At 36.0% G+C, this 19,149-nt stretch carries 18 protein-coding genes, 1 tRNA gene and 1 riboswitch; of the genes, 14 read left to right on the forward strand and 5 right to left on the reverse strand.

The annotated features are described in order from the left end of the window. The first annotated feature begins 117 nt into the window (after positions 1-117). Positions 118-420 carry a hypothetical protein gene (locus DFR79_RS10360; protein ID WP_133515421.1) on the forward strand — a complete coding sequence of 101 codons (303 nt, stop codon included), beginning with the start codon at positions 118-120 and terminating at the stop codon, positions 418-420. Between the two features lie 189 nt (positions 421-609). Here DFR79_RS10360 and DFR79_RS10365 read toward each other — a convergent pair whose 3' ends face one another. From DFR79_RS10365 to DFR79_RS10370, 3 genes are all read right to left on the reverse strand, one after another. Beyond that, entirely contained in the window at positions 610-2,031 is a 1,422-nt protein-coding gene (locus tag DFR79_RS10365) for a rolling circle replication-associated protein (RefSeq protein ID WP_166638032.1), read from the reverse strand. Then, positions 1,985-2,158 carry a hypothetical protein gene (locus tag DFR79_RS16125; protein WP_166638033.1) on the reverse strand — a complete coding sequence of 58 codons (174 nt, stop codon included), beginning with the start codon at positions 2,156-2,158 and terminating at the stop codon, positions 1,985-1,987. Before DFR79_RS16125 ends, DFR79_RS10365 begins: the two co-directional genes overlap by 47 nt. A gap of 412 nt (positions 2,159-2,570) precedes the next feature. Further along, positions 2,571-2,846 (reverse strand): helix-turn-helix domain-containing protein, encoded by a 276-nt coding sequence (locus DFR79_RS10370; RefSeq protein ID WP_089862116.1) that lies wholly within the window; start codon positions 2,844-2,846, stop codon positions 2,571-2,573. A gap of 186 nt (positions 2,847-3,032) precedes the next feature. Here DFR79_RS10370 and DFR79_RS10375 point away from each other — a divergent pair, with 186 nt between their 5' ends. Together DFR79_RS10375 and DFR79_RS10380 are read left to right on the forward strand one after the other, a co-directional pair. Then, positions 3,033-3,773 carry a LexA family transcriptional regulator gene (locus tag DFR79_RS10375; RefSeq protein WP_133515423.1) on the forward strand — a complete coding sequence of 247 codons (741 nt, stop codon included), beginning with the start codon at positions 3,033-3,035 and terminating at the stop codon, positions 3,771-3,773. Positions 3,774-3,787: 14 nt separating this feature from the next. Then, positions 3,788-4,951: a tyrosine-type recombinase/integrase gene (locus DFR79_RS10380; protein ID WP_133515424.1), complete on the forward strand. Its 1,164-nt coding sequence runs from the start codon at positions 3,788-3,790 to the stop codon at positions 4,949-4,951. 108 nt (positions 4,952-5,059) lie between these two features. Here DFR79_RS10380 and DFR79_RS10385 read toward each other — a convergent pair. Next, positions 5,060-5,134: transfer RNA gene (locus tag DFR79_RS10385), tRNA-Arg, on the reverse strand. 166 nt (positions 5,135-5,300) lie between these two features. Between DFR79_RS10385 and DFR79_RS10390 the strand changes: the two genes are divergently transcribed. From DFR79_RS10390 to DFR79_RS10405, 4 genes are all read left to right on the forward strand, one after another. Beyond that, positions 5,301-6,194 (forward strand): cation diffusion facilitator family transporter, encoded by an 894-nt coding sequence (locus DFR79_RS10390; RefSeq protein ID WP_133515425.1) that lies wholly within the window; start codon positions 5,301-5,303, stop codon positions 6,192-6,194. Positions 6,195-6,253: 59 nt separating this feature from the next. Beyond that, positions 6,254-6,356, forward strand: a riboswitch (SAM riboswitch). 167 nt (positions 6,357-6,523) lie between these two features. After that, the gene (metF, locus tag DFR79_RS10395; protein ID WP_133515426.1) at positions 6,524-7,411 is read left to right on the forward strand and encodes a methylenetetrahydrofolate reductase [NAD(P)H]; all 888 of its coding nucleotides are present in this window, start codon (positions 6,524-6,526) and stop codon (positions 7,409-7,411) included. A 1-nt stretch (position 7,412) separates the two neighbouring features. Further along, positions 7,413-8,168 (forward strand): Vitamin B12 dependent methionine synthase activation subunit, encoded by a 756-nt coding sequence (locus DFR79_RS10400; protein WP_208107534.1) that lies wholly within the window; start codon positions 7,413-7,415, stop codon positions 8,166-8,168. Continuing rightward, entirely contained in the window at positions 8,152-10,545 is a 2,394-nt protein-coding gene (locus DFR79_RS10405) for a homocysteine S-methyltransferase family protein (protein WP_133515428.1), read from the forward strand. The genes DFR79_RS10400 and DFR79_RS10405 overlap by 17 nt, the downstream gene beginning before the upstream one ends. A gap of 94 nt (positions 10,546-10,639) precedes the next feature. On the opposite strand, the gene DFR79_RS10410 is transcribed toward DFR79_RS10405, so the two are convergent. Then, on the reverse strand, positions 10,640-11,158 hold the full coding sequence (locus tag DFR79_RS10410; protein WP_133515429.1) for a gamma carbonic anhydrase family protein: 519 nt from the start codon (positions 11,156-11,158) through the stop codon (positions 10,640-10,642). A gap of 141 nt (positions 11,159-11,299) precedes the next feature. Here DFR79_RS10410 and nadD point away from each other — a divergent pair, with 141 nt between their 5' ends. The 7 genes from nadD (at position 11,300) to feoB (ending at position 19,013) form a co-directional block, all read left to right on the forward strand. Next, on the forward strand, positions 11,300-11,902 hold the full coding sequence (gene nadD, locus DFR79_RS10415) for a nicotinate-nucleotide adenylyltransferase (RefSeq protein WP_133515430.1): 603 nt from the start codon (positions 11,300-11,302) through the stop codon (positions 11,900-11,902). Positions 11,903-11,906: 4 nt separating this feature from the next. Further along, entirely contained in the window at positions 11,907-12,494 is a 588-nt protein-coding gene (yqeK, locus tag DFR79_RS10420; protein ID WP_133515431.1) for a bis(5'-nucleosyl)-tetraphosphatase (symmetrical) YqeK, read from the forward strand. Between the two features lie 3 nt (positions 12,495-12,497). Continuing rightward, a complete protein-coding gene (locus DFR79_RS10425; protein ID WP_133515432.1) occupies positions 12,498-13,661 on the forward strand; it encodes an LCP family protein in 1,164 nt (387 codons plus the stop codon). Positions 13,662-13,675: 14 nt separating this feature from the next. After that, a complete protein-coding gene (gene rsfS, locus DFR79_RS10430; protein WP_133515433.1) occupies positions 13,676-14,044 on the forward strand; it encodes a ribosome silencing factor in 369 nt (122 codons plus the stop codon). 88 nt (positions 14,045-14,132) lie between these two features. Then, complete coding sequence (gene leuS, locus DFR79_RS10435) at positions 14,133-16,628, forward strand: leucine--tRNA ligase (protein ID WP_133515434.1); 2,496 nt, start codon at positions 14,133-14,135, stop codon at positions 16,626-16,628. A gap of 294 nt (positions 16,629-16,922) precedes the next feature. Continuing rightward, positions 16,923-17,150 (forward strand): FeoA family protein, encoded by a 228-nt coding sequence (locus DFR79_RS10440; RefSeq protein ID WP_133515435.1) that lies wholly within the window; start codon positions 16,923-16,925, stop codon positions 17,148-17,150. Further along, entirely contained in the window at positions 17,151-19,013 is a 1,863-nt protein-coding gene (gene feoB / locus DFR79_RS10445; RefSeq protein ID WP_133515436.1) for a ferrous iron transport protein B, read from the forward strand. Positions 19,014-19,149 lie beyond the last annotated feature (136 nt).

Raw genomic sequence — 19,149 nt, forward strand, 5'->3', positions numbered from 1 at the left:
GGTAGTCTTGTCGATTACTACATTGTATATTTTGACAAGCTCAATAATATTAATTAGCATTATCTTTAGATCTATTAATTATCTTAGAACTAAATATCATAATAGGAGCTGATAAGCATGACAAAGCAATTTGAAGTTGGCGCAAGTTACCAGGCAAAGAATTATAGAGACAGTGGCTATAACTTTCCTAAAGGAGAGTATCACCTTAAAATTATCCAGGAAGGATTCCCTGAAAAGCCAGTTAATGATGAAGAACAACTAGTCATTGCTGAAGAACAGTGGCTGGATGGCTTAGAGGGTACTGATCAATACAAGACTGATCTGGAAGGTAATTGGTACTATTTTGAGTTCCCTTTAAATGATGAGGGTGTAGAATACATGTGGATACCTGAATCAGTGGTATTTGATGTATTTGAATAAACGTTAAGTATAGCAAGAAATGGACATTTTCTTTCTCTGGCCGGCTGGACCACTTTTATATAAGTTTTAGACATAGATCTCCCTGTGGTTATAGCCCGGCAGTTAAAATCCTGCGGCGCACATCCAGGTTTTATCTAATATAGAAGAAGAGAGCAATATTTAGTTGTCAATGTTCAAGCAGGAGAGACACTATGCTGCAACAGTAGCCGGCATATATTCCTGATCATTGTAGAAAAGTTCATGCTTGGCCTGATAGTATATATCTTTGGTTATGATGTCGCTATTAAGTTTCTCTGCTATTTCTAGAATCTTATACAGCAGCTGACCTGTTAGTTGTTCTACCAGTGAGTAGAGATTGGAATCTTCCATAACCATTCTAGTTATTCGGAAGTCCTTCGAATAATATCCTTTACCTTCGAACCTACTTTCCCAGTCTGCTTCAACAGAATTACTAAATACATATTGGTCTACTAGTCGTTGTAATTCAGGAGTAATTACCTCCAGTGGCTGCTTTAGTAAGTCATTACTTCTCAAAAGTATTTTTCTGTTTTTAGTTCTAGGATCTTTTCTGGTTTCACTAATTTCTTCGCAGAGATAATTAGACAACTTGGTTGCTTTTGCCTTTAAATTATCTCTTTTACTGATGTGTAGACCTGGTCTACTAATCGAATTAAGAGAGCTAATATGAGCTATTCCGTGACCCCACTTATTCTGGAGTTTTGACTGCTCCAGATACTTTAGATTAGACAGCATGTGAAAGTGTGGTCTACCGTTTTCCTGGAATTCTAAAACTGCTATGTATTTGAAGTCACCTTCATAAGCTTCTGATAAATTCTTCAGATTCTCAATGAATTTACTGAAAGCCGAATAGGCATTTTCGATATTATGCGGAGACTTACCAGATAGAAGAGAGTTGATTCTTGAAGCTAGTTCTCTTTTAATAGCTTGATTATGAGCTCTGACACTTTTAAATGTTCTTTCATCTTTTACAAAAGACTCTTCTATTTTGGCGATCATAGATGAAGCCTGTTCGATTAAGATGTTTATAATTTTTTTACGTAGAGTCTTTTCTTCCTCACTGTTATTTAAGTATCTTCTATCTTTCTCCTTTTTATACTTCAGGTTGGTCTTACCTTTAAGAAGCTGCAATTCACTTTCACTCAACTGATCAGCAAGGTAGAGTTCATTTTTATCTTTATCGCTTCTTTTTGAAGAAAATAGGCTGTAGAAGTCTACATCTCCCATAGTTACTGTGGTAAAAGTATTCATGTCTTCAATATTAGCAATGGTCAATTTCCAGGTCTTTTTTTTCAGTTGATTGATATTTGAAGCTATTCTTTCTTCTGGAGTTGGAGTATAGGTACTTTTACTTCTTGATGGTTTGTTATCATTTGTCCTAGGCTTCCATTTATTTTCCTTTTCTCCGCCCCTATATATTTCATCTTCATAACTTATTTCATCGAGAATATTACCGTATAGATCTAGCTTTCTCGAGTACCATACTCCTTTAATATCCCTTTCGATAGAGTTTAATGTTGCTACATTTCTGCCTTCCGCCTTATCCTCATTCTTTTTCATGGTAGTTCTGAGATTTTGAGCTGTCACTGTCATTATTATTACCTCCGTTATAGTTGTCCTTTTTCTTTTGATTCTGGAATATATCTTCTTTAAGTAAATTGAGTAGTTGAATGTTACTGAGTTTAGATTTCTTTAACTTTAAGATCTCGTCTACTTTCACTGTTTTAGAAGCCTCCTTAATCCGATCACAGGATTTCGTAAGTACTTAAGTAGTTATTTAAAAGAACTTAACAGTAGGTCTTTTTTTATGGCTGCAGGCAGAGAACCTTGCTTGGGATCCTCCACCTGCTTCCCCCCATTTTAAAAAGTGCTTCTATATATATAATACCGATTAAAAGGCCATTTTTGACAGTAATTTTCAAATTTTAATAATAAGATTCATCTATGGCACTAAAAAAAACTAATGTTTGCCCTCGGAAGATGCTTATAAGATAATTAGTTAATAAACAAAAAAAGACCCAGGCCCGTTAAGACCTGGATCTGTTGGAGGATTTTCAGATTATTACTTTACTATTTTGAGTGTGATAAGTTTGGGGGAGAGTGATCACTTCTTTCTCCCCCTACTATTATAATTAAACGATTACCTGTTCTTCCAAATCTAGATCTTCTTCAGATCCGTAAAACCAAGCAAGGAACTCTGCTCTTGAGACTGTCCATTTACCTCCCATCTTTCTTGCAGGAATTTCTCCTGCTTCCAGCATCATATAAATTTTAGAATCAGATAGAGGCAAAAGCTCTTTTAAGTCGCTTACACCTAAAGAAAAAGGAATCTGCTCAAAGTCAAAGTCGATTTGTTCTTTTACGGCATTCTTAAAATAAATTATCAGATCTGTTTTAGTATCTTTCATCTTAAATCCTCCTAAAATATTAGTGTGTGCAAATATTGAACAACAATCAATTGCTGTTTATTTGCTTTATTACAACAATATTATAGCATGAAGTTTTATTATTGTAAAGTATAATCCTAAAATTAATAAAAAAGTGTTTGAATAAATCCCAAAAGTATGTTACAATATATTTGGAGGTGAGAGAAAGTGAAAAAAGATAAAGTGAAATTAATGAATTTAGTAAGTAGAGCAATTGGTGATAAATCAGTCACGAAGTTTGCTAAAGAAGCAGACATACACAGATCTTATTTATCTAAACTCAAAAACGGGTCGCTTGAGTTTGATCCTAAGCCAGATATTTTAGAAAAAATAGCCGAGAATAATGATAAAGTTCGTTATATTGAATTAATGGTAGCCGCAGGTTATCTGGATGAGAAGTATCTTTTAGTTATGGATAAGGATGACGAGGGGCAATATGAGGAAAAAAAAGATACTCAAGGAGCAAAAGGGTTACTTTCAACTTATCTTGAGCAGGTAGAAAAGAAGAACCCTAGAGAAATGGTTACAAGTTACAATTATAATAATGAAGCTTTTTGGGATGAGAAGCAAGAATGTGTTAAAGAAGACTATTTCACTTTTCCAGAAGGCTATGTTACAGATTCCTCTTATGCTTTAAAGATGACAAACAATAAATTTAAGGATTGGGGAATTATAAGAGATGATTACATTCTAATTAGACCCATAAATGATGAGCCTGAGAATGGCTCCACAATATTATTGATTATCAGAAAAGGTGGTGGTTGCAACAGAACAATTAAAAGATACTACATTATTAATAAAGATAAGGTGAGATTAGAACCAGATGTTGAGAACTATGGCGAAATTGATAAATCAGAAATTGAGGTTAAAGGATTAGTAGTTTTTGTAGGAAGACAATATATAAAATAATAGGAGGAATTAATATGGGAAGCTTTAAACAATTGAAATCAGGGAATTGGCAGGCGCAGGTGTATCTAGGCAAGGATCCAGAAACAGGAAAGGCAATGAGAGATTATAAGACATTTACTCGTAAGAGAGATGCTAAGAAATGGGCTAGAAAAATGGAATTACAGGCTGATCAGGGAGTTGTAGTACAGACGGACATGACAGTAAAGGATTTATTATTGAAGTGGTTTGAGGAGTACGCGGTTGTTCAGACAGAAAAGACTACTCATGATAGATATGAGATCATACTTAAAACTCATTTGATTCCTGCCCTCGGACATATCAAGTTAAAAGAACTGAGTCCGGCTCACATTCGAGTATATTTGCAGAAGAAGCGGAAAGATGGAAGAAAGGACGGTAAAGAAGGCGGGTTATCAGAAGCAACTTTATTAAAGCACTATAAGAAGCTGAAGCAAGCTTTAAGCTTTGCGGTTAGAAATAGATACATTGCAGCTAATCCGGCTGATCCTGTTGAAGCACCGAAAATTGATCGGAGAAGGAATAATACCATTGTTGCTTTAACAAAAGAAGAAATAAGTAAACTGTTAGAGGTTGCTAAAGAGGATGATCCGCTATTACATGACTTTATCTATCTTGCGGTCCATACAGGTATGAGAAAAAGTGAGCTTTTAGGCCTGGAATGGGATAATGTTGATTTTGAGAATAAAAAGATTCGGGTGAGACAGGCTCTGGTAGGTGAAAAGGGTAATGGCTCTGTTCTAAGAGAAAGTACTAAAACGGCTAATAGTAACAGGAATATCGATATTACTGACGAAATAGTAGAAGTACTGAAGAAAAGAAAAGAGAAACAGGAGGAGTTCAAAGAATTCCTGGGAGATAATTATCACGATGAATATAATCTGGTGTTCTGCAAAGAAGATGGTGAAAAATATTATCCAGACAGATATAATGTTAGATATGCTGAATTAAGAGATAAAGCTGGATTAGATAAAGAAAAAACGCTCCATACACTTCGCCATACACACGCTTCGATTTTGCTGCAGTTAAATGAACATCCTAAGATTGTTCAGGAGAGATTGGGTCATGCCTCAATCACTCAAACAATGGATACTTACTCTCATTTAATTCCAACTTTACAGGCTGAAGCTGCTGAAAAAGCTTCTAAATTTCTGGATGCTTGATTGCGGTGGATAGAAAGTACTGCGGTGAAATCACGGTGGGAAGCTTAATGAGAATAGATACTGAAAAAGAAAAACTGCTATAATCGCTGTTATAGCAGGAATGATATATGGTGCCCCCAGCAGGAATCGAACCTGCGCTCAAGGCTTCGGAGGCCTTTGCTCTATCCACTGAGCTACGGGGGCATTACCTAAATTATTTTAACAGACAGACCGGTCAATGTCAATAAGCTGCAAATTTTTATTATTTAAAGAAATCATTTAACAGATTTCTTTTCTTTGAGATATTATAATTTTATATAAGTAAATCCATCAAAAGGAGAATAAAATATGACTGATATTTGTGATTATAATGAGTGAACATCAGCATGAACATGATCATTCTGCAGCGGGGAATATTAAATTTGCTTTTTTCTTAAATTTATCTTTTTCGATCATTGAAATCATTGGTGGACTTTTAACCAACAGTATGGCCATCTTGTCTGATGCCTTACATGATCTTGGAGATTCTATTTCTCTCGCAGTTTCCTGGTATCTGGAGAACTTTTCGCAAAAAGGGGCAGACAAAGATTTTAGTTATGGTTATGCTCGTTTTTCACTTCTGGGGGCTTTAATCAACAGTATTGTTTTGATTTTAGGTTCATTTTTTATTCTATCAGAGGTAATACCCAGATTATTTAATCCTCAGGCTGTTCATCCAGAAGGGATGTTATTTCTGTCTCTCCTGGGAATAGTGGTTAATGGGATTTCAGTTTTAAAATTAAGAGGTGGCAGTTCTTTGAATAAGGAAGTCGTAAGCTGGCATCTAATGGAGGATCTGCTGGGCTGGACAGCAGTTTTGATTGTTAGTATAATTTTAATTTTCAAAAGCATTCCAGTTTTAGATCCGCTTTTATCCTTATTAATTAACTTCTATATTTTATATAATGTATTTTCTAAGTTGAAAAGAGTTTTGAATATTTTTCTGCAGGGTGTACCAGGAGAGATAGAGATTGGAAATCTGCAGCAAAAAATAGAAAATGAAACTTCGGCTCTTTCAGTGCACCATACTCATCTCTGGACATTAGCAGGAGAGAATAATTTTCTCAGCACCCATGTTATTATTCCAGATCAATTTTCGAAAGAAGAAATAATTAAGCTTAAATCTGAGATAAAAGATTTGCTGGCTGCAGAAAAAATTGATCATGTAACTGTGGAAATAGAATACAAAAATGAGCAGTGTGAGAGTGAAGATTGTGATATATAAGCAGTCAAATTTTTGACAAAAATCTTTTAATGTGGTAAAGTAATTAAAAATAGAATATTGTCTTATCAAGAGTGGTGGAGGGATCTGGCCCTGAGAAACCCGGCAACCAGCAGTTATACTGCCCGGTGCTAAATCCAGCAGGTTGAGCCTGGAAGATAAGTAGTTGTGCACCCCACTTCTACTTAGGAAGTGGATTTTTTATTTCATGTTATTTTTTAAACATGAACTTCTAGCAGTGTCTACTAAAAAATCAGAGAGTAATTTGAGCAGAGGTTTTAGATATATAATTTTAACAGCAGCGGAGAAGCATAAGGAGGATAAAATTAGAAATGAAGATTAAAAATATTTTTGAGGAAAAAGAAGTAGTATTTTCCCTGGAGGTTTTTCCACCCAGTCCTGATGTGCCAATTGAAAATATTTATCAAACTTTAGAAGAGTTAAAAGATATTGACCCGGATTATATCAGTGTCACCTATGGTGCTGGTGGAGGGGTTAGAAAAAATAGAACCTGTGAGCTTTCTTCAATCATCAAGGAAAAATACGATGTAGAGGCTCTGGCCCATTTAACCTGTATTAATTCTGACCGGGAAACTTTAAATAAAATTCTGTCCCGGCTGGAGAGTAAAAATATAGAAAACATTCTGGCCTTAAGAGGAGATAAACCGGTAGATGGGGAAGCTATTGGTGATTATAATTATGCCTATCAGCTGATTGAGCATATAAATAAAAATAATGACTTTGGAGTAGCTGCTGCCTGTTATCCGGAGGGACACCTGGAAACAGATAGTCTGGAACAGGATCTGGAATATCTAAAACAAAAGGTTGATTGTGGAGTTGATTATTTAATCTCTCAGATGTTTTTTGATAACTCACTTTTTTATGAATTCCGCAGTAAGGCAGAAAAAAAGGGGATAAATGTCCCTATTGAAGCAGGAATTATGCCTGTTATCAACAAAAAACAGGTAGGGAGAATTATAGAATTATCGGATGCATATTTTCCCGAAAAATTCCAAAAGATTTTAGATAAATATGATGATAATCCAGAAGCTTTACGAGATGCCGGGATTGCCTATGCGGTGGAACAGATAGTTGATTTAATATCCAGTGAGGTTGATGGAATTCATCTTTATACAATGAATAATCCTTATGTTGCCCGCCGAATCAAAGAAGCAGTTGGATCATTGATTACTCACATCAACGGGAAAAAGGCTGATTAAAATGGAATTAGAAATTGATAGAACAGAAGTTTTAAGGTATTTACAGAGTTCTAAGGATTTAGAAGACGATAATATTAACCGTTTAATTGAAGAAGCAACATCTGAAATCAAAAAGTTAATTAATTTCCGTTACCTTTATCAAAAATTTCCGATTGAGCTGTCTGAGGATGGAATAAAGGTAAAAGGAACAACCCTAACTCTAAAAGGGAAAAGTATAAAAAAACATTTAAATAATTCCAAAGAAATCTATATAATGGCCGCTACCCTGGGAGCTCAGGTTGATAAAAAAATTTCCTATTATGAAAAAGTTTCAGTTACAAAATCGATGATATTTGATGCCTGTGCCACCACGGCTATCGAAGCAGGCTGTGATCAGGTCGAGGCTGAGATCAAAGAAGAAGTTCTGGCAGCGGGGAATGAGGATATAACCTTTCGCTATAGTCCTGGCTACGGAGATCTGGGGATTGAGATTCAGAAAGAAATTTTAAGAATTTTAAAGGCACCAAAAAAAATTGGGTTAACTGCTTCTAAATATAATATGTTAATTCCCACTAAATCAGTAACTGCAATTATTGGGGTTATTACAGAAAAAACTGAAGTTGATCATCAGGCTGAAGATCGTATAGATAGGGGTAACGAAAACGAAAATTTAGAAGAGAGAGATTTAGAATTTGAGACAAGGCACTGCAAAAATTGTATTTTATATCAGGACTGTGAGCTGAGAAGAAAGGGGATTTATTGTGGAGCTAAAGGATAAACTGGGAAACCAGATAATATTATTTGATGGAGCTATGGGAACAGTACTGCAGCAGCGGGGTTTAAAGGCCGGTGATGTTCCTGAAAAATTGAATATAGAAAAAAGGGAAGAAATTGTTGAGATTCATAAAAGTTATTTAAAGTCAGGAGCCGAGATTTTAACAACCAATACTTTTGGTGCCAATGCCCTAAAAATGAAAGAAACAGATTATTCAGTGGAAGAAGTGGTTTCTGCTGCTGTCCAGAATGCCCGGCAGGCAGTAATAGAATCCGAAATTGAAGCAGCTGTTGCTCTGGATATGGGGCCTTTAGGTGAGCTTTTAGAACCGATGGGCAGTTTAAGCTTTGATGAAGCATACAGTCTTTATCAGCAGCAGGTACTGGTCGGAGTGGAAGAGGGAGCTGACCTCATACATATAGAAACAATAGCTGATCTTTATGAAGCCCGGGCGGCTGTCCTGGCAGCTAAAGAAAATTCAAATCTACCTGTGTTTTGTACTCTGACTTTTGAAGAAGATGGTCGGACCTTTACCGGAAGCAGTATTCACTCCATGATTTCTGTGCTGGAAGGCCTGGGAGTAGACGCGATTGGACTCAACTGCTCTCTGGGACCGGAAAAACTGGAACCCCTGGTTGAAGAGGTGCTTCAATATTCTAAACTCCCGGTTATCCTGCAGGCCAATGCTGGTCTGCCGGTAGTGGAGAATGGAGAAACAGTATTTAAAATCTCTCCAGCTGAATATTTTAAACCAATAGCCCGTCTTTATGAAAAAGGACTGGCAGTTATTGGAGGCTGCTGTGGAACAAACGAAGAGTTTATTTCTTTGATTGCTGAGAATTTAAAAAATAAAAAAGTCAAAGAACGGGAAATTATAAAAGAAAGTCTTGCCTGTTCTCCCTCTCAGTCTGTTAATCTGGCTGGAGTTAATGTGGTGGGAGAAAGAATTAATCCAACCGGGAAAGCCGCATTTAAGGAAGCTTTAAGAAATGGTGACCTGGACTATATTCTAAAAGTGGCTGTAGAAGAAGTAGATGCAGGAGCAGATATTCTGGATGTAAATCTCGGGCTGCCGGAGATAGACGAAAAAAAAGTGATGGTTAAACTGATCAATGAACTGCAGGGAATTCTGGATATTCCCTTACAGATTGATTCCAGTAACCCAGAAGTAATAGATGAGGCCTTAAGATATTATAATGGAACAGCAATTGTCAACTCAGTTAACGGAGAGCGTGAAGTGCTGGAGAAAACTCTGCCTGCGGTTAAAAAATATGGCGCAGCAGTTATTGGTTTGACTATGGATGATGAGGGGATACCCACAACTGCTGAGGGACGTTTTGAAATTGCCGAGAGAATAGTCAGCAGAGCAGCTGAACATGGGATCAGCAGAGATAAGATTATTATTGACTGCCTGACCCTTACTGCTTCGGCCCAGCAGGAGGGAGTCAGAGAAACTTTACGAGCAGTAAAGATGGTAAAAGAAAAACTGGGAGTTAAAACCACCCTCGGAGTTTCTAATGTTTCGTTTGGTCTGCCAGCTCGTCCTGTTTTGAACAGGACTTTTTTAGCAATGGCTCTTTATCAGGGTTTAAATCTTCCAATTATTGATCCTAATGATGTTGAGATGATGGCGGCAGTTAAAGCAGCTGCTGTGCTGAATAATATTGATCAGGGTGCTGCTCAATATATTGAATATATGTCTGAACTGGAGAATAAAACTGAATCTGAGTCAGAAGCGGAAGAAGATCTGACTGAAAAAAATGATTTACAGACCGTAATTATTAGAGGCTTAAAAAGTGAATCTGCCCGTCTGACTCAGGAACTTTTAAAAGAGAAAGAAGCATTAGAAGTGGTAAATGAGTATTTGATTCCTGCACTTGATATGGTAGGAGAACGCTACGAAAAAGGTGATATCTTTTTGCCGCAGCTGGTACAGTCAGCTGAAACTGTAAAAGAAGCGTTTTCTGTTTTAAAAGAGGAGATGGCCCGGACAGGTGGGAGAGATATTACTAAAGGTAAAATTGTAATGGCTACTGTTAAAGGTGATGTTCATGATATTGGAAAAAATATAGTTAAAACTGTACTCGAAAACTACGGCTATCAAATCATTGATCTGGGCCGGAATGTAAATATCAGAGAAGTGGTTAATGCTGTGGTAGAAAATGAGGTTCAACTTTTAGGATTGAGTGCACTAATGACCACCACTGTTAAAAATATGGAAAAAACGATTAAAGCAGTCCGGGATAAAGCTCCAGAGTGTCAGATCATGGTGGGGGGGGCTGTATTAACTACTGATTATGCAGAGATGATAGATGCTGATTTTTATGCCAGAGATGCAAAAGAAGCTGTAGAAATTGCAAAGAAAATTTTTGCAGAATAAGTTTATTTTTATAATTGATTTTATAAAAAACATTTTTGGAAAATAGTTTGAATTAAAATTGCCTCCAGTTTTTAAACTGGAGGCATAATTAATCTTATTTTATTTCTTCAATATCTTCCTGCCTGGCAGCTAGATCAGCGTAATGAATTGCATGCTGTTTTAATTCAATTATTTTTTCTTTTGTAATGCTGCGAACTACTTTAGCAGGAACTCCCAATACCAGGCTTCCCGGGGGGATTTCAGCATTTTCTGGAACTACTGCTCCGGCACCAACAATACAACCTTCGCCAATCCAGGCTCCACTTAAAATTGTAGCATTCATACCAATTAGTGATTTATTACCAATTTTACAGGCGTGAATGACTGCATTATGGCCAATAGTTACATAATCACCAATTTCAACTCCCTGATTTTGCTCAACATGAACAGTGGAGTTCTCCTGAATATTTGAGTATTTTCCAATTTTAATTTCAGCTAGATCCGCTCTCACAACAGTATTATACCAGATGCTGCTGTGTTCAGCTATTTCTACATCTCCAATAACTCTGCTGCCGGGAGCAATAAAAATATTTGCCGCAGTAGTGGGTTTTTTCTTTTTGAATTTATAAAGCATTTTTAAAACCTCCAGTTTTATTATTCTCTAGTTAATTATTTCTATTTAAAGTTTAAAACTCCTTTTTTAATGGTCATTTAACTTGCAAGGATTGATAAAATAATTTATAATTAAAGATGTATAAAATTAGAGGTGAAAAATATGTCAAAAAAAAGAGTGGCTATTTTTGGTGGGACCTTTGATCCCCCACATTTAGGACATTTTATTATAGCGGAACAGATAAAAAATCGTTTCTCCCTGGCCGAAATAATTTTTATGCCGGCTGGAATGCCACCACATAAAAAAAATAAAGATATTTCACCTGATCAGGATAGGTTTAAAATGCTAAGATTAGCTGTAGATAAAAATCAAGGTTTTTCTATTTCTGACTGGGAGATTAAAAAAGATGGTTATTCTTATACTGCACAGACTTTGTCTCAATTTGTACCTCAGCTTGATGCAGAAGAGGTTTTTTTTATTATAGGTGCTGATTCTTTAGCAGAAATTTTTAAATGGAAAGAACCAGAATTCTTATTATCAGAAGCTAAATTTATAGTCTATAATCGACCTGATTATGACTTTGGGGAAATTTTAAGCCAGCAGAAATTTCAAGCTTATTTAAATAATATTTTGACGTATCGAGGCCTGAATATAGAAATATCTTCTTCTTTTATTAGAGAAGAAGTTAGAAAAGGAAATTCTATTCGATATTTAACTTTAGAACAAATTGAAGAGTACATAAGAGAAAATAATCTTTACAGGTGATTAAATGTATTTAAAAAAAGAGGAATTAAATTCTGATCTTGATTTAGAACAAATAAAAAAGATATTAGGTAGAGAGAGATTTCAGCATACATTATCTGTACTTAAAGCAGCTTTAAAGATTGCAGAAAAACAAAATTTTAACCTTAAAAATGTAGAAACAGCTGCTTTATTACACGATATTGCAAAAAGTAAAAATGAGAGAGAATTAAAAGATATGGTTAAGAACTCAAACTGGGAACCGGATCGGCTGGAGTTAGAGATTACTCCAGTACTGCATGCACCAGCAGGAGCAGTGATGGCAGAAAATATATTTGGAATAACTGATCCGGAAATTTTAGAAGCAATTCGCTTCCATACTCTGGGCCATCCGGAAATGGGAGGAATAGCTAAGGTTATTTATGCAGCAGATTTTATATCTGAAGATAGATATTTTGACGGTTTAGATGAAATTAGAATTGAAATCGAAAGAGATTTTGAATCAGGATTATATTTAATTACGTCTCATATTATTAAATATCAGCTTGAACAGGATAATATGATCCATCCTTATTCAAATGATTTCCGAAATAAATTATTAAAGAGAAGTGATTAATAAATGTTAGAAAAATTAACTGACTGGAAATATATAGCTTTAATTATATTTCTGGTGATTATCGGGATTGCTATTCCATTTTTGTGGAATGATGAATTAAGTCAAATTTCTTCCAGTGGACCTTTTAAAGATAACAAAGTCAATATTCTGGCTGTAGGTTATGATTCAAATATCAATGGACCTTCTCGTGCAGATACTATTATTTTAATTAGCCTGAATGTAGAAAGTAATAAGGCAGGTCTTATTTTTCTACCCCGTGATACTTATATAAATTCTGATAAAAGAGAATTCACTAAATTAAATTCTTCTCATGTTTATGGGGGAATTAAGTTAACTCAGAAAACAGTGGAAGAAATGCTGGATATTGATATCGATTATTATTTAGAAACAGATTTTACCGGTTTTGAAAAGATAATTGATCGATTAGGTGGGATAAATATTAAGGTTTCTGAGCGTTTACATTATGTTGATAAAGCAGGTGGACTTTATATAAATATTCCTGCAGGTCAGCAGACTTTAAATGGGGAAGAAGCCCTGCAGTATGTTCGTTATCGTGATATAAGAGGAGATATCGGTAGAATTGAAAGACAGCAGAAGTTTATTAATGCTGTTTTAGCTAAGGTCCTTTCTCCTTCTATTATCCCTAAAATACCCGGGGTTATTAAAGAAGTAAATCAAGCAGTCAATACTAATATTCCATTTCAGGATATTACACCATTTCTAAATACAGCTAAAGAAATTAATTTAAACCAGATTGAATCTAAAATGCTGCCCGGAAGACCTGAATATATAGATGGAATCAGCTACTGGGTCCCAAATCTTGAGCAAGCAGAGATAATGATTGACAATCTGGTCAGAAACAAATCGTATATTCAAAATAAGAAATATCAGTTAACGGTTTTAAACGGGGTTGGTGAGTCCGGTGCTGCTTCGAGGACAGCAGATTTATTAAAGCAATATGGTTTTCAGATTGCTGAGATAGGAAATGCTGATCGTTATAATTATCAAAGTTCCATTATTAAGTATTATGCTCAGAAGGATAGAGAGACAGCTTCACAAATTGCAGAACTGCTGGGTGGTCAGACCGAATTTATTGAAGATGCTGAGGAAGATTCAGCTAAAAATATAGAAGTTATAGTTGGAGCAGGCTATGAGAAGTCTGTATAAGGAGGAGCTTATTAATGTCAGATTTAAATATTAAGGATATAGCTTTACTGGCTGCTGATGCAGCTGATGATAAAAAAGCAGAGGATATAGATATTTTAAATGTTCAGGGTTTAACGGTGATTGCAGATTATTTTGTACTCTGCAGTGCTAATTCTGATCAGCAGGTTAGAGCTGTGGCAAGATCTATTGATGAAAAACTATCTGAAATAGGTATTGAACCCAAGAAAATAGCTGGGATGGATGATGCAAGATGGGTGCTGATGGATTATGCTGATGTAATTGTTCATGTTTTTCATAAAAGAGAAAGAGAATATTATGATCTGGAACGACTCTGGTCAGATGCAGAGAAAATTCTGCGTCAGGAAGATCAAGAAGAGTTGTAAATTGGCCTGAGTAGGAGGCTGGATATAATTTTGTTTTATTTTAATAATATAGATAAAATTTTTGAATAAATGAGGAGAGTGAAGATCTTTGCAGGACTATTATCCATTTCAAGAAGTAGAGAAAAAGTGGCTTAAAAATTGGGAAGACTCAAATTTACATAAGACTGGAGATGATCCGGATAAGGAAAATTATTATGTTTTAGAAATGTTTCCCTATCCCTCTGGGAATTTGCATATGGGTCATGTAAGAGTGTATTCTATTGGAGATGTTATTGCCCGATATAAAAGAATGAACGATTATAATGTTTTACATCCGATGGGCTGGGATGCTTTTGGGCTGCCTGCGGAAAATGCAGCTATCAAGCATGGAAATATTCATCCTAAAGAATGGACCTGGGATAATATTGCCCATATGAAAGAACAGATGAAGGCAATGGGTTTAAGTTATGACTGGGATCGGGAAGTAACTACAGCAGCAGAGGATTATTATAAGTGGACTCAGTGGTTTTTTACTCAGATGTTTAATGATAATTTAGCCTATAAAAAAGAATCAACTGTTAACTGGTGTCCAAGCTGTGAGACAGTACTGGCCAATGAGCAGGTAGTAAATGAAGCTTGTGAGCGCTGTGGAACTGAAGTTGATCACCGTGATCTTGAACAGTGGTTCTTAAAAATAACTGATTATGCAGAAAGACTCTTAGAAGACCATGAGCTTTTAGAAGGCTGGCCGGAAAAAGTAAAAACTATGCAGAAAAACTGGATCGGCCGCAGTGAAGGTACTAGAGTTAATTTTGAACTGCCAAAACTGAATAAGGATTTAGAAGTCTTTACAACCAGACCTGATACTCTTTTTGGTGCAACCTATATGGTTCTGGCACCGGAGCATCCTTATGTTTCAGAATTAACAGCGGGGACTGAAAAAGAAGAAGAGGTTCAGAAATTTGTCAAAAAAGTTAAGAAGCAGAAAGAACAGGAAAGAACATCTGCCGAAACAGAAAAGCTGGGTATCTTTACCGGCGCCTATGCTGTTAATCCTGTTAATGACGAAAAAATTCCTGTTTATATAGCAAATTATGTCCTGATGGGTTATGGTACTGGAGCAATTATGGCAGTTCCAGCTCACGACCAGCGTGACTTTGACTTTGCCCGCAAATACGATATAGATATTAAAGCTGTAATCCAGCCAGAGGATCAGAAAGAAGAACTGGTTGGTTCCGAAATGGAAGAGGCTTATGCTGGAGATGGATATCTAATTAATTCTGGTAAATACAATGGTTTAAAGGTAGAGGAAGCTTTTGATAAAATGGCTGAAGATTTTTCAGAAGCAGGTTTTGTCAAAGTAGAAACTAATTATCGACTGCGTGACTGGTTAATCTCCCGACAGCGCTACTGGGGAGCTCCAATTCCTATTGTTTATTGTGATGACTGTGGAACAGTAGCAGTCCCTGAGGAAGATCTACCGGTTGAACTGCCACATGATGTTGAGTTTTCTCCAACCGGAGAGTCACCACTAAAAAAAGTAGATAGTTTTGTTAATACCACCTGTCCTGAATGTGGTGGTCCGGCTAAAAGAGAAACTGATACCATGGATACTTTTGTTGATTCTTCCTGGTATTTTATGCGTTATGCAGATCCTAAAAATGAAGAAATGCCATTTACTAAAGAAAATTTGGATAAGTGGTTCCCGGTTGATCAGTATATCGGTGGAATTGAACATGCTATCCTGCATCTGCTGTATGCCCGTTTCTTTACCAAGGTTGTTCACGATATGGATCTAACAGAACATGTTGAGCCCTTTACTAACTGGCTGGCTCAGGGAATGGTGCTTAAAGATGGGGCCAAGATGTCCAAATCAAAAGGTAATGTAGTTGATCCTAAAGATATTTTAGATGAATACGGTGCAGATACAGCCCGTTTATTTATACTTTTTGCTTCACCACCGGAGAAAGACTTAGAGTGGAGTGATAAGGGAGTTGAAGGTGCTGACCGTTTCTTAAATCGTGTCTGGCGCTTTGTCACAGAAAATCTGGAACTGATCAAAAATGAAGAAGCTGAAGTTGACGCTGACAGCCTGGATAAAGACGCTAAAACTCTTTATCGGACAATGCATGCCAGCATTAAAAAAGTAAGTGAGGATGTTGGAGAAAGATTAAACTTCAACACAGCAATCAGTGCAATTATGGAGTTAACAAATGAAGTTTATTCTTATTTAAATGACCGCAGTGCTGAAGAAACTAATACTGCCTTAATTAAAGCAGCTGCAGAAAACATTGTTCTTTTACTGGCACCATTTGCTCCATTTATTACCGAAGAACTCTGGCAGCAGCTTGGACATCAGGAAAATGTTCATGCAGCTCAGTGGCCGGAATATAAAGAGGAAGCTCTTAAAAAGGATGAAATTACAATTGTCATCCAGGTTAATGGTAAGGTAAGAGATAAGATTAATATTGCTGCAGATGCTTCTGAAGAAGAAGTAAAAGCCCAGGTTATGGAAGAAAAAAAGATTCAGTCCTATCTTGAGGATGGAAATTTAGTTAAAACAATTTATATTCCAAAGAAATTAGTCAACCTGGTAATTCAGTAAAATTTACAGCTACCGGTTACTACTCGTTTTATGTCGAAATAAGTCGAAAATATAATAAATAATAATTAACTCCTGTGAGTCTTTTAGCAAATAAACTCGCAGGAGTTTTTGTTAGAAATAATAATTTTTAAACTTGATAAATTAACTATTAATTAACGAAATTTGTTGACTTTGAAAATCGTTTTCAGTATAATAAAGTTAGGAAAGAAGAAATTATAATAATTTATAATTAATTAGTTAAGATTTTGGTTTTTATCAGATGATTTTCAAAAAGCAGCAGGAGGGAAAAAATTAATGACTCTAGTTGATATGAAACATGGAAATAAATTTATTATAGATAAAATTGAAGATAAAGAAACTCGCTTACAGGCTTTGCGTTTTGGAATAAGTGAAGGCTCAGAAATAGAAAGTGCAGGTTCAATACCTGGTGGCCCGGTAATCTTAAAAAAGAACTTACAGGAAATTGCTATTGGACGTCGAACTGCAGAAAAAATAAGTGTTAAGAAAAAAGGAATGATTTAGTTGAGTCACTGCGGTCAAACAGAGATAGAAAATGAACTGCAGGCTGATAAAAAGATTGTGCTGGCTGGAAACCCCAATGTAGGTAAGTCTATATTTTTTAATTACCTCACAGGTATTTATGTCAGTGTTTCTAATTATCCCGGGACTACCCTTGATATCACGAGCGGCAAAATGGGTGATGCAGCTGTTTATGATACACCAGGAGTTTATGGAGTCGGTTCCATAAATGATGAGGAAAGAGTAGCCAGGGATTTTATTATGTCTGCAGATATTATAATTAATGTTGTTGATGCAAGTCATCTGGAACGAGATTTATTTTTAACCCAGCAGCTTATTGATCTGGGTAAAAAAATAATTGTGGCGCTAAATATGATGGATGAGGTAGAGAAAAATAATATTTCTATTGATCTTGAAGCTCTGGAGAAAGAACTGGGTGTCCCAGTTATTCCAACAACAGCTGCCAAACATAGAGGCCTGGACAAACTTAAGCACTCAATTGATCAGGCGGTAAAAGGTAATACTATTTTTGCTGAAAATTCGGATTTAGAAAAAGAACTGAAAGATATTGAAGCTGTGACTGAAAATAGAGCTGATGCTTTAATGATTTTAGAAGAAGATGAAAACATTCGCTGTCAATATCCTAGCCTGAAAACTGTTCCAGAATTGAGAGAAGAAATATATACTGCTCGCCGTCAGCGGGTGGATCAGATTACTGATCGAGTTTTAAGTTATGATGAAAACACAAGTCAGCTGGCAAGAAAAATTGGGGCTTATATGTTAAAACCAGTGACAGCTATTCCAATGCTTTTAGTGCTCTTATATTTAATTTATCAATTTATCGGGGTTTTTGTTGCTCAGACAGTTGTTGGTGTTACTGAAGAATTAATTTTTGTTGAAAATTATGAGCCTTTTGTGCGTAATATAATAGCAAATACTATTGGGCTGGAAAACTTTTTTGGCCAGCTTCTGGCAGGAGAATATGGAATCTTAACCATGTCGGTGACCTACATTTTTGGGTTGCTATTACCCCTGGTGGCCGGATTTTACTTTTTGCTTTCTCTACTGGAAGATTCAGGTTATTTACCCAGAATTGCAGTGCTCATGGATCGCCTACTGCAGAAAATTGGTCTTAATGGTCGGGCAATTATCCCCATGCTTTTAGGATTTGGCTGTGTAACCATGGCCACCATTACCACCAGACTACTGGGAACAAAAAGAGAGAGAATTATTTCTATTTTTCTTTTAGGTCTTGCAATTCCCTGTTCAGCTCAGCTTGGTGTTATAGCAGGTTTAATTGCCCAGCTTGATGTCTTTTATATTCTGGTTTATGTACTGACAATTTTTGCAGTTTATGTTCTGGCGGGGACTTTTTTGAATAAGGTTTTACCTGGAGAGTCAAGTGATTTATTAATTGATTTACCACCAATCAGGCTGCCGGATCTAAAAAATGTCTTTAATAAAACTTATCAGCAGACAGTAGCCTTTGTTAAAGAGGCGGGTCCAATTTTTGTTTTTGGTGCTGCCCTGATTACTGTAATGCAGAAAACAGGTCTGCTGGCCCTGATTACCAGGGGAGCAGAACCAATAACAGTTAATTGGCTTGGACTGCCGGCCGAAACGGCAACCGCTTTTGTGATGGGGATTATCAGGCGTGATTTTGGAGCGGCTGGTTTAACCTCAATTGCTTTAACATCAGCCCAGATTACAATTTCTTTAATTACTTTAACTTTATTTGTACCCTGTATTGCAGCAATGATGATTATGATTAAGGAACGAAACTTTAAGGAGTCAGTTTATATCTGGTTTGGAAGCTGGATTACTGCTTTTATTACCGGTGGACTGGTCAATTTACTGATTTTTTAATAATTTAGGACTGCCTGGATTTATATTGAAGTATCGTTTGCAAGTTTATAATTAATAATTTTACTTTTAATTATTTTGGTAGTTCAAGAGGAAAGAAGGTGTTTTAGTTTGGATAATTGTGATCTAAATCCTCAGG

The sequence above is a fragment of the Halanaerobium saccharolyticum genome (assembly GCF_004362045.1).
In the GTDB taxonomy this organism is placed as follows: Bacteria; Bacillota; Halanaerobiia; order Halanaerobiales; family Halanaerobiaceae; genus Halanaerobium; species Halanaerobium saccharolyticum_C.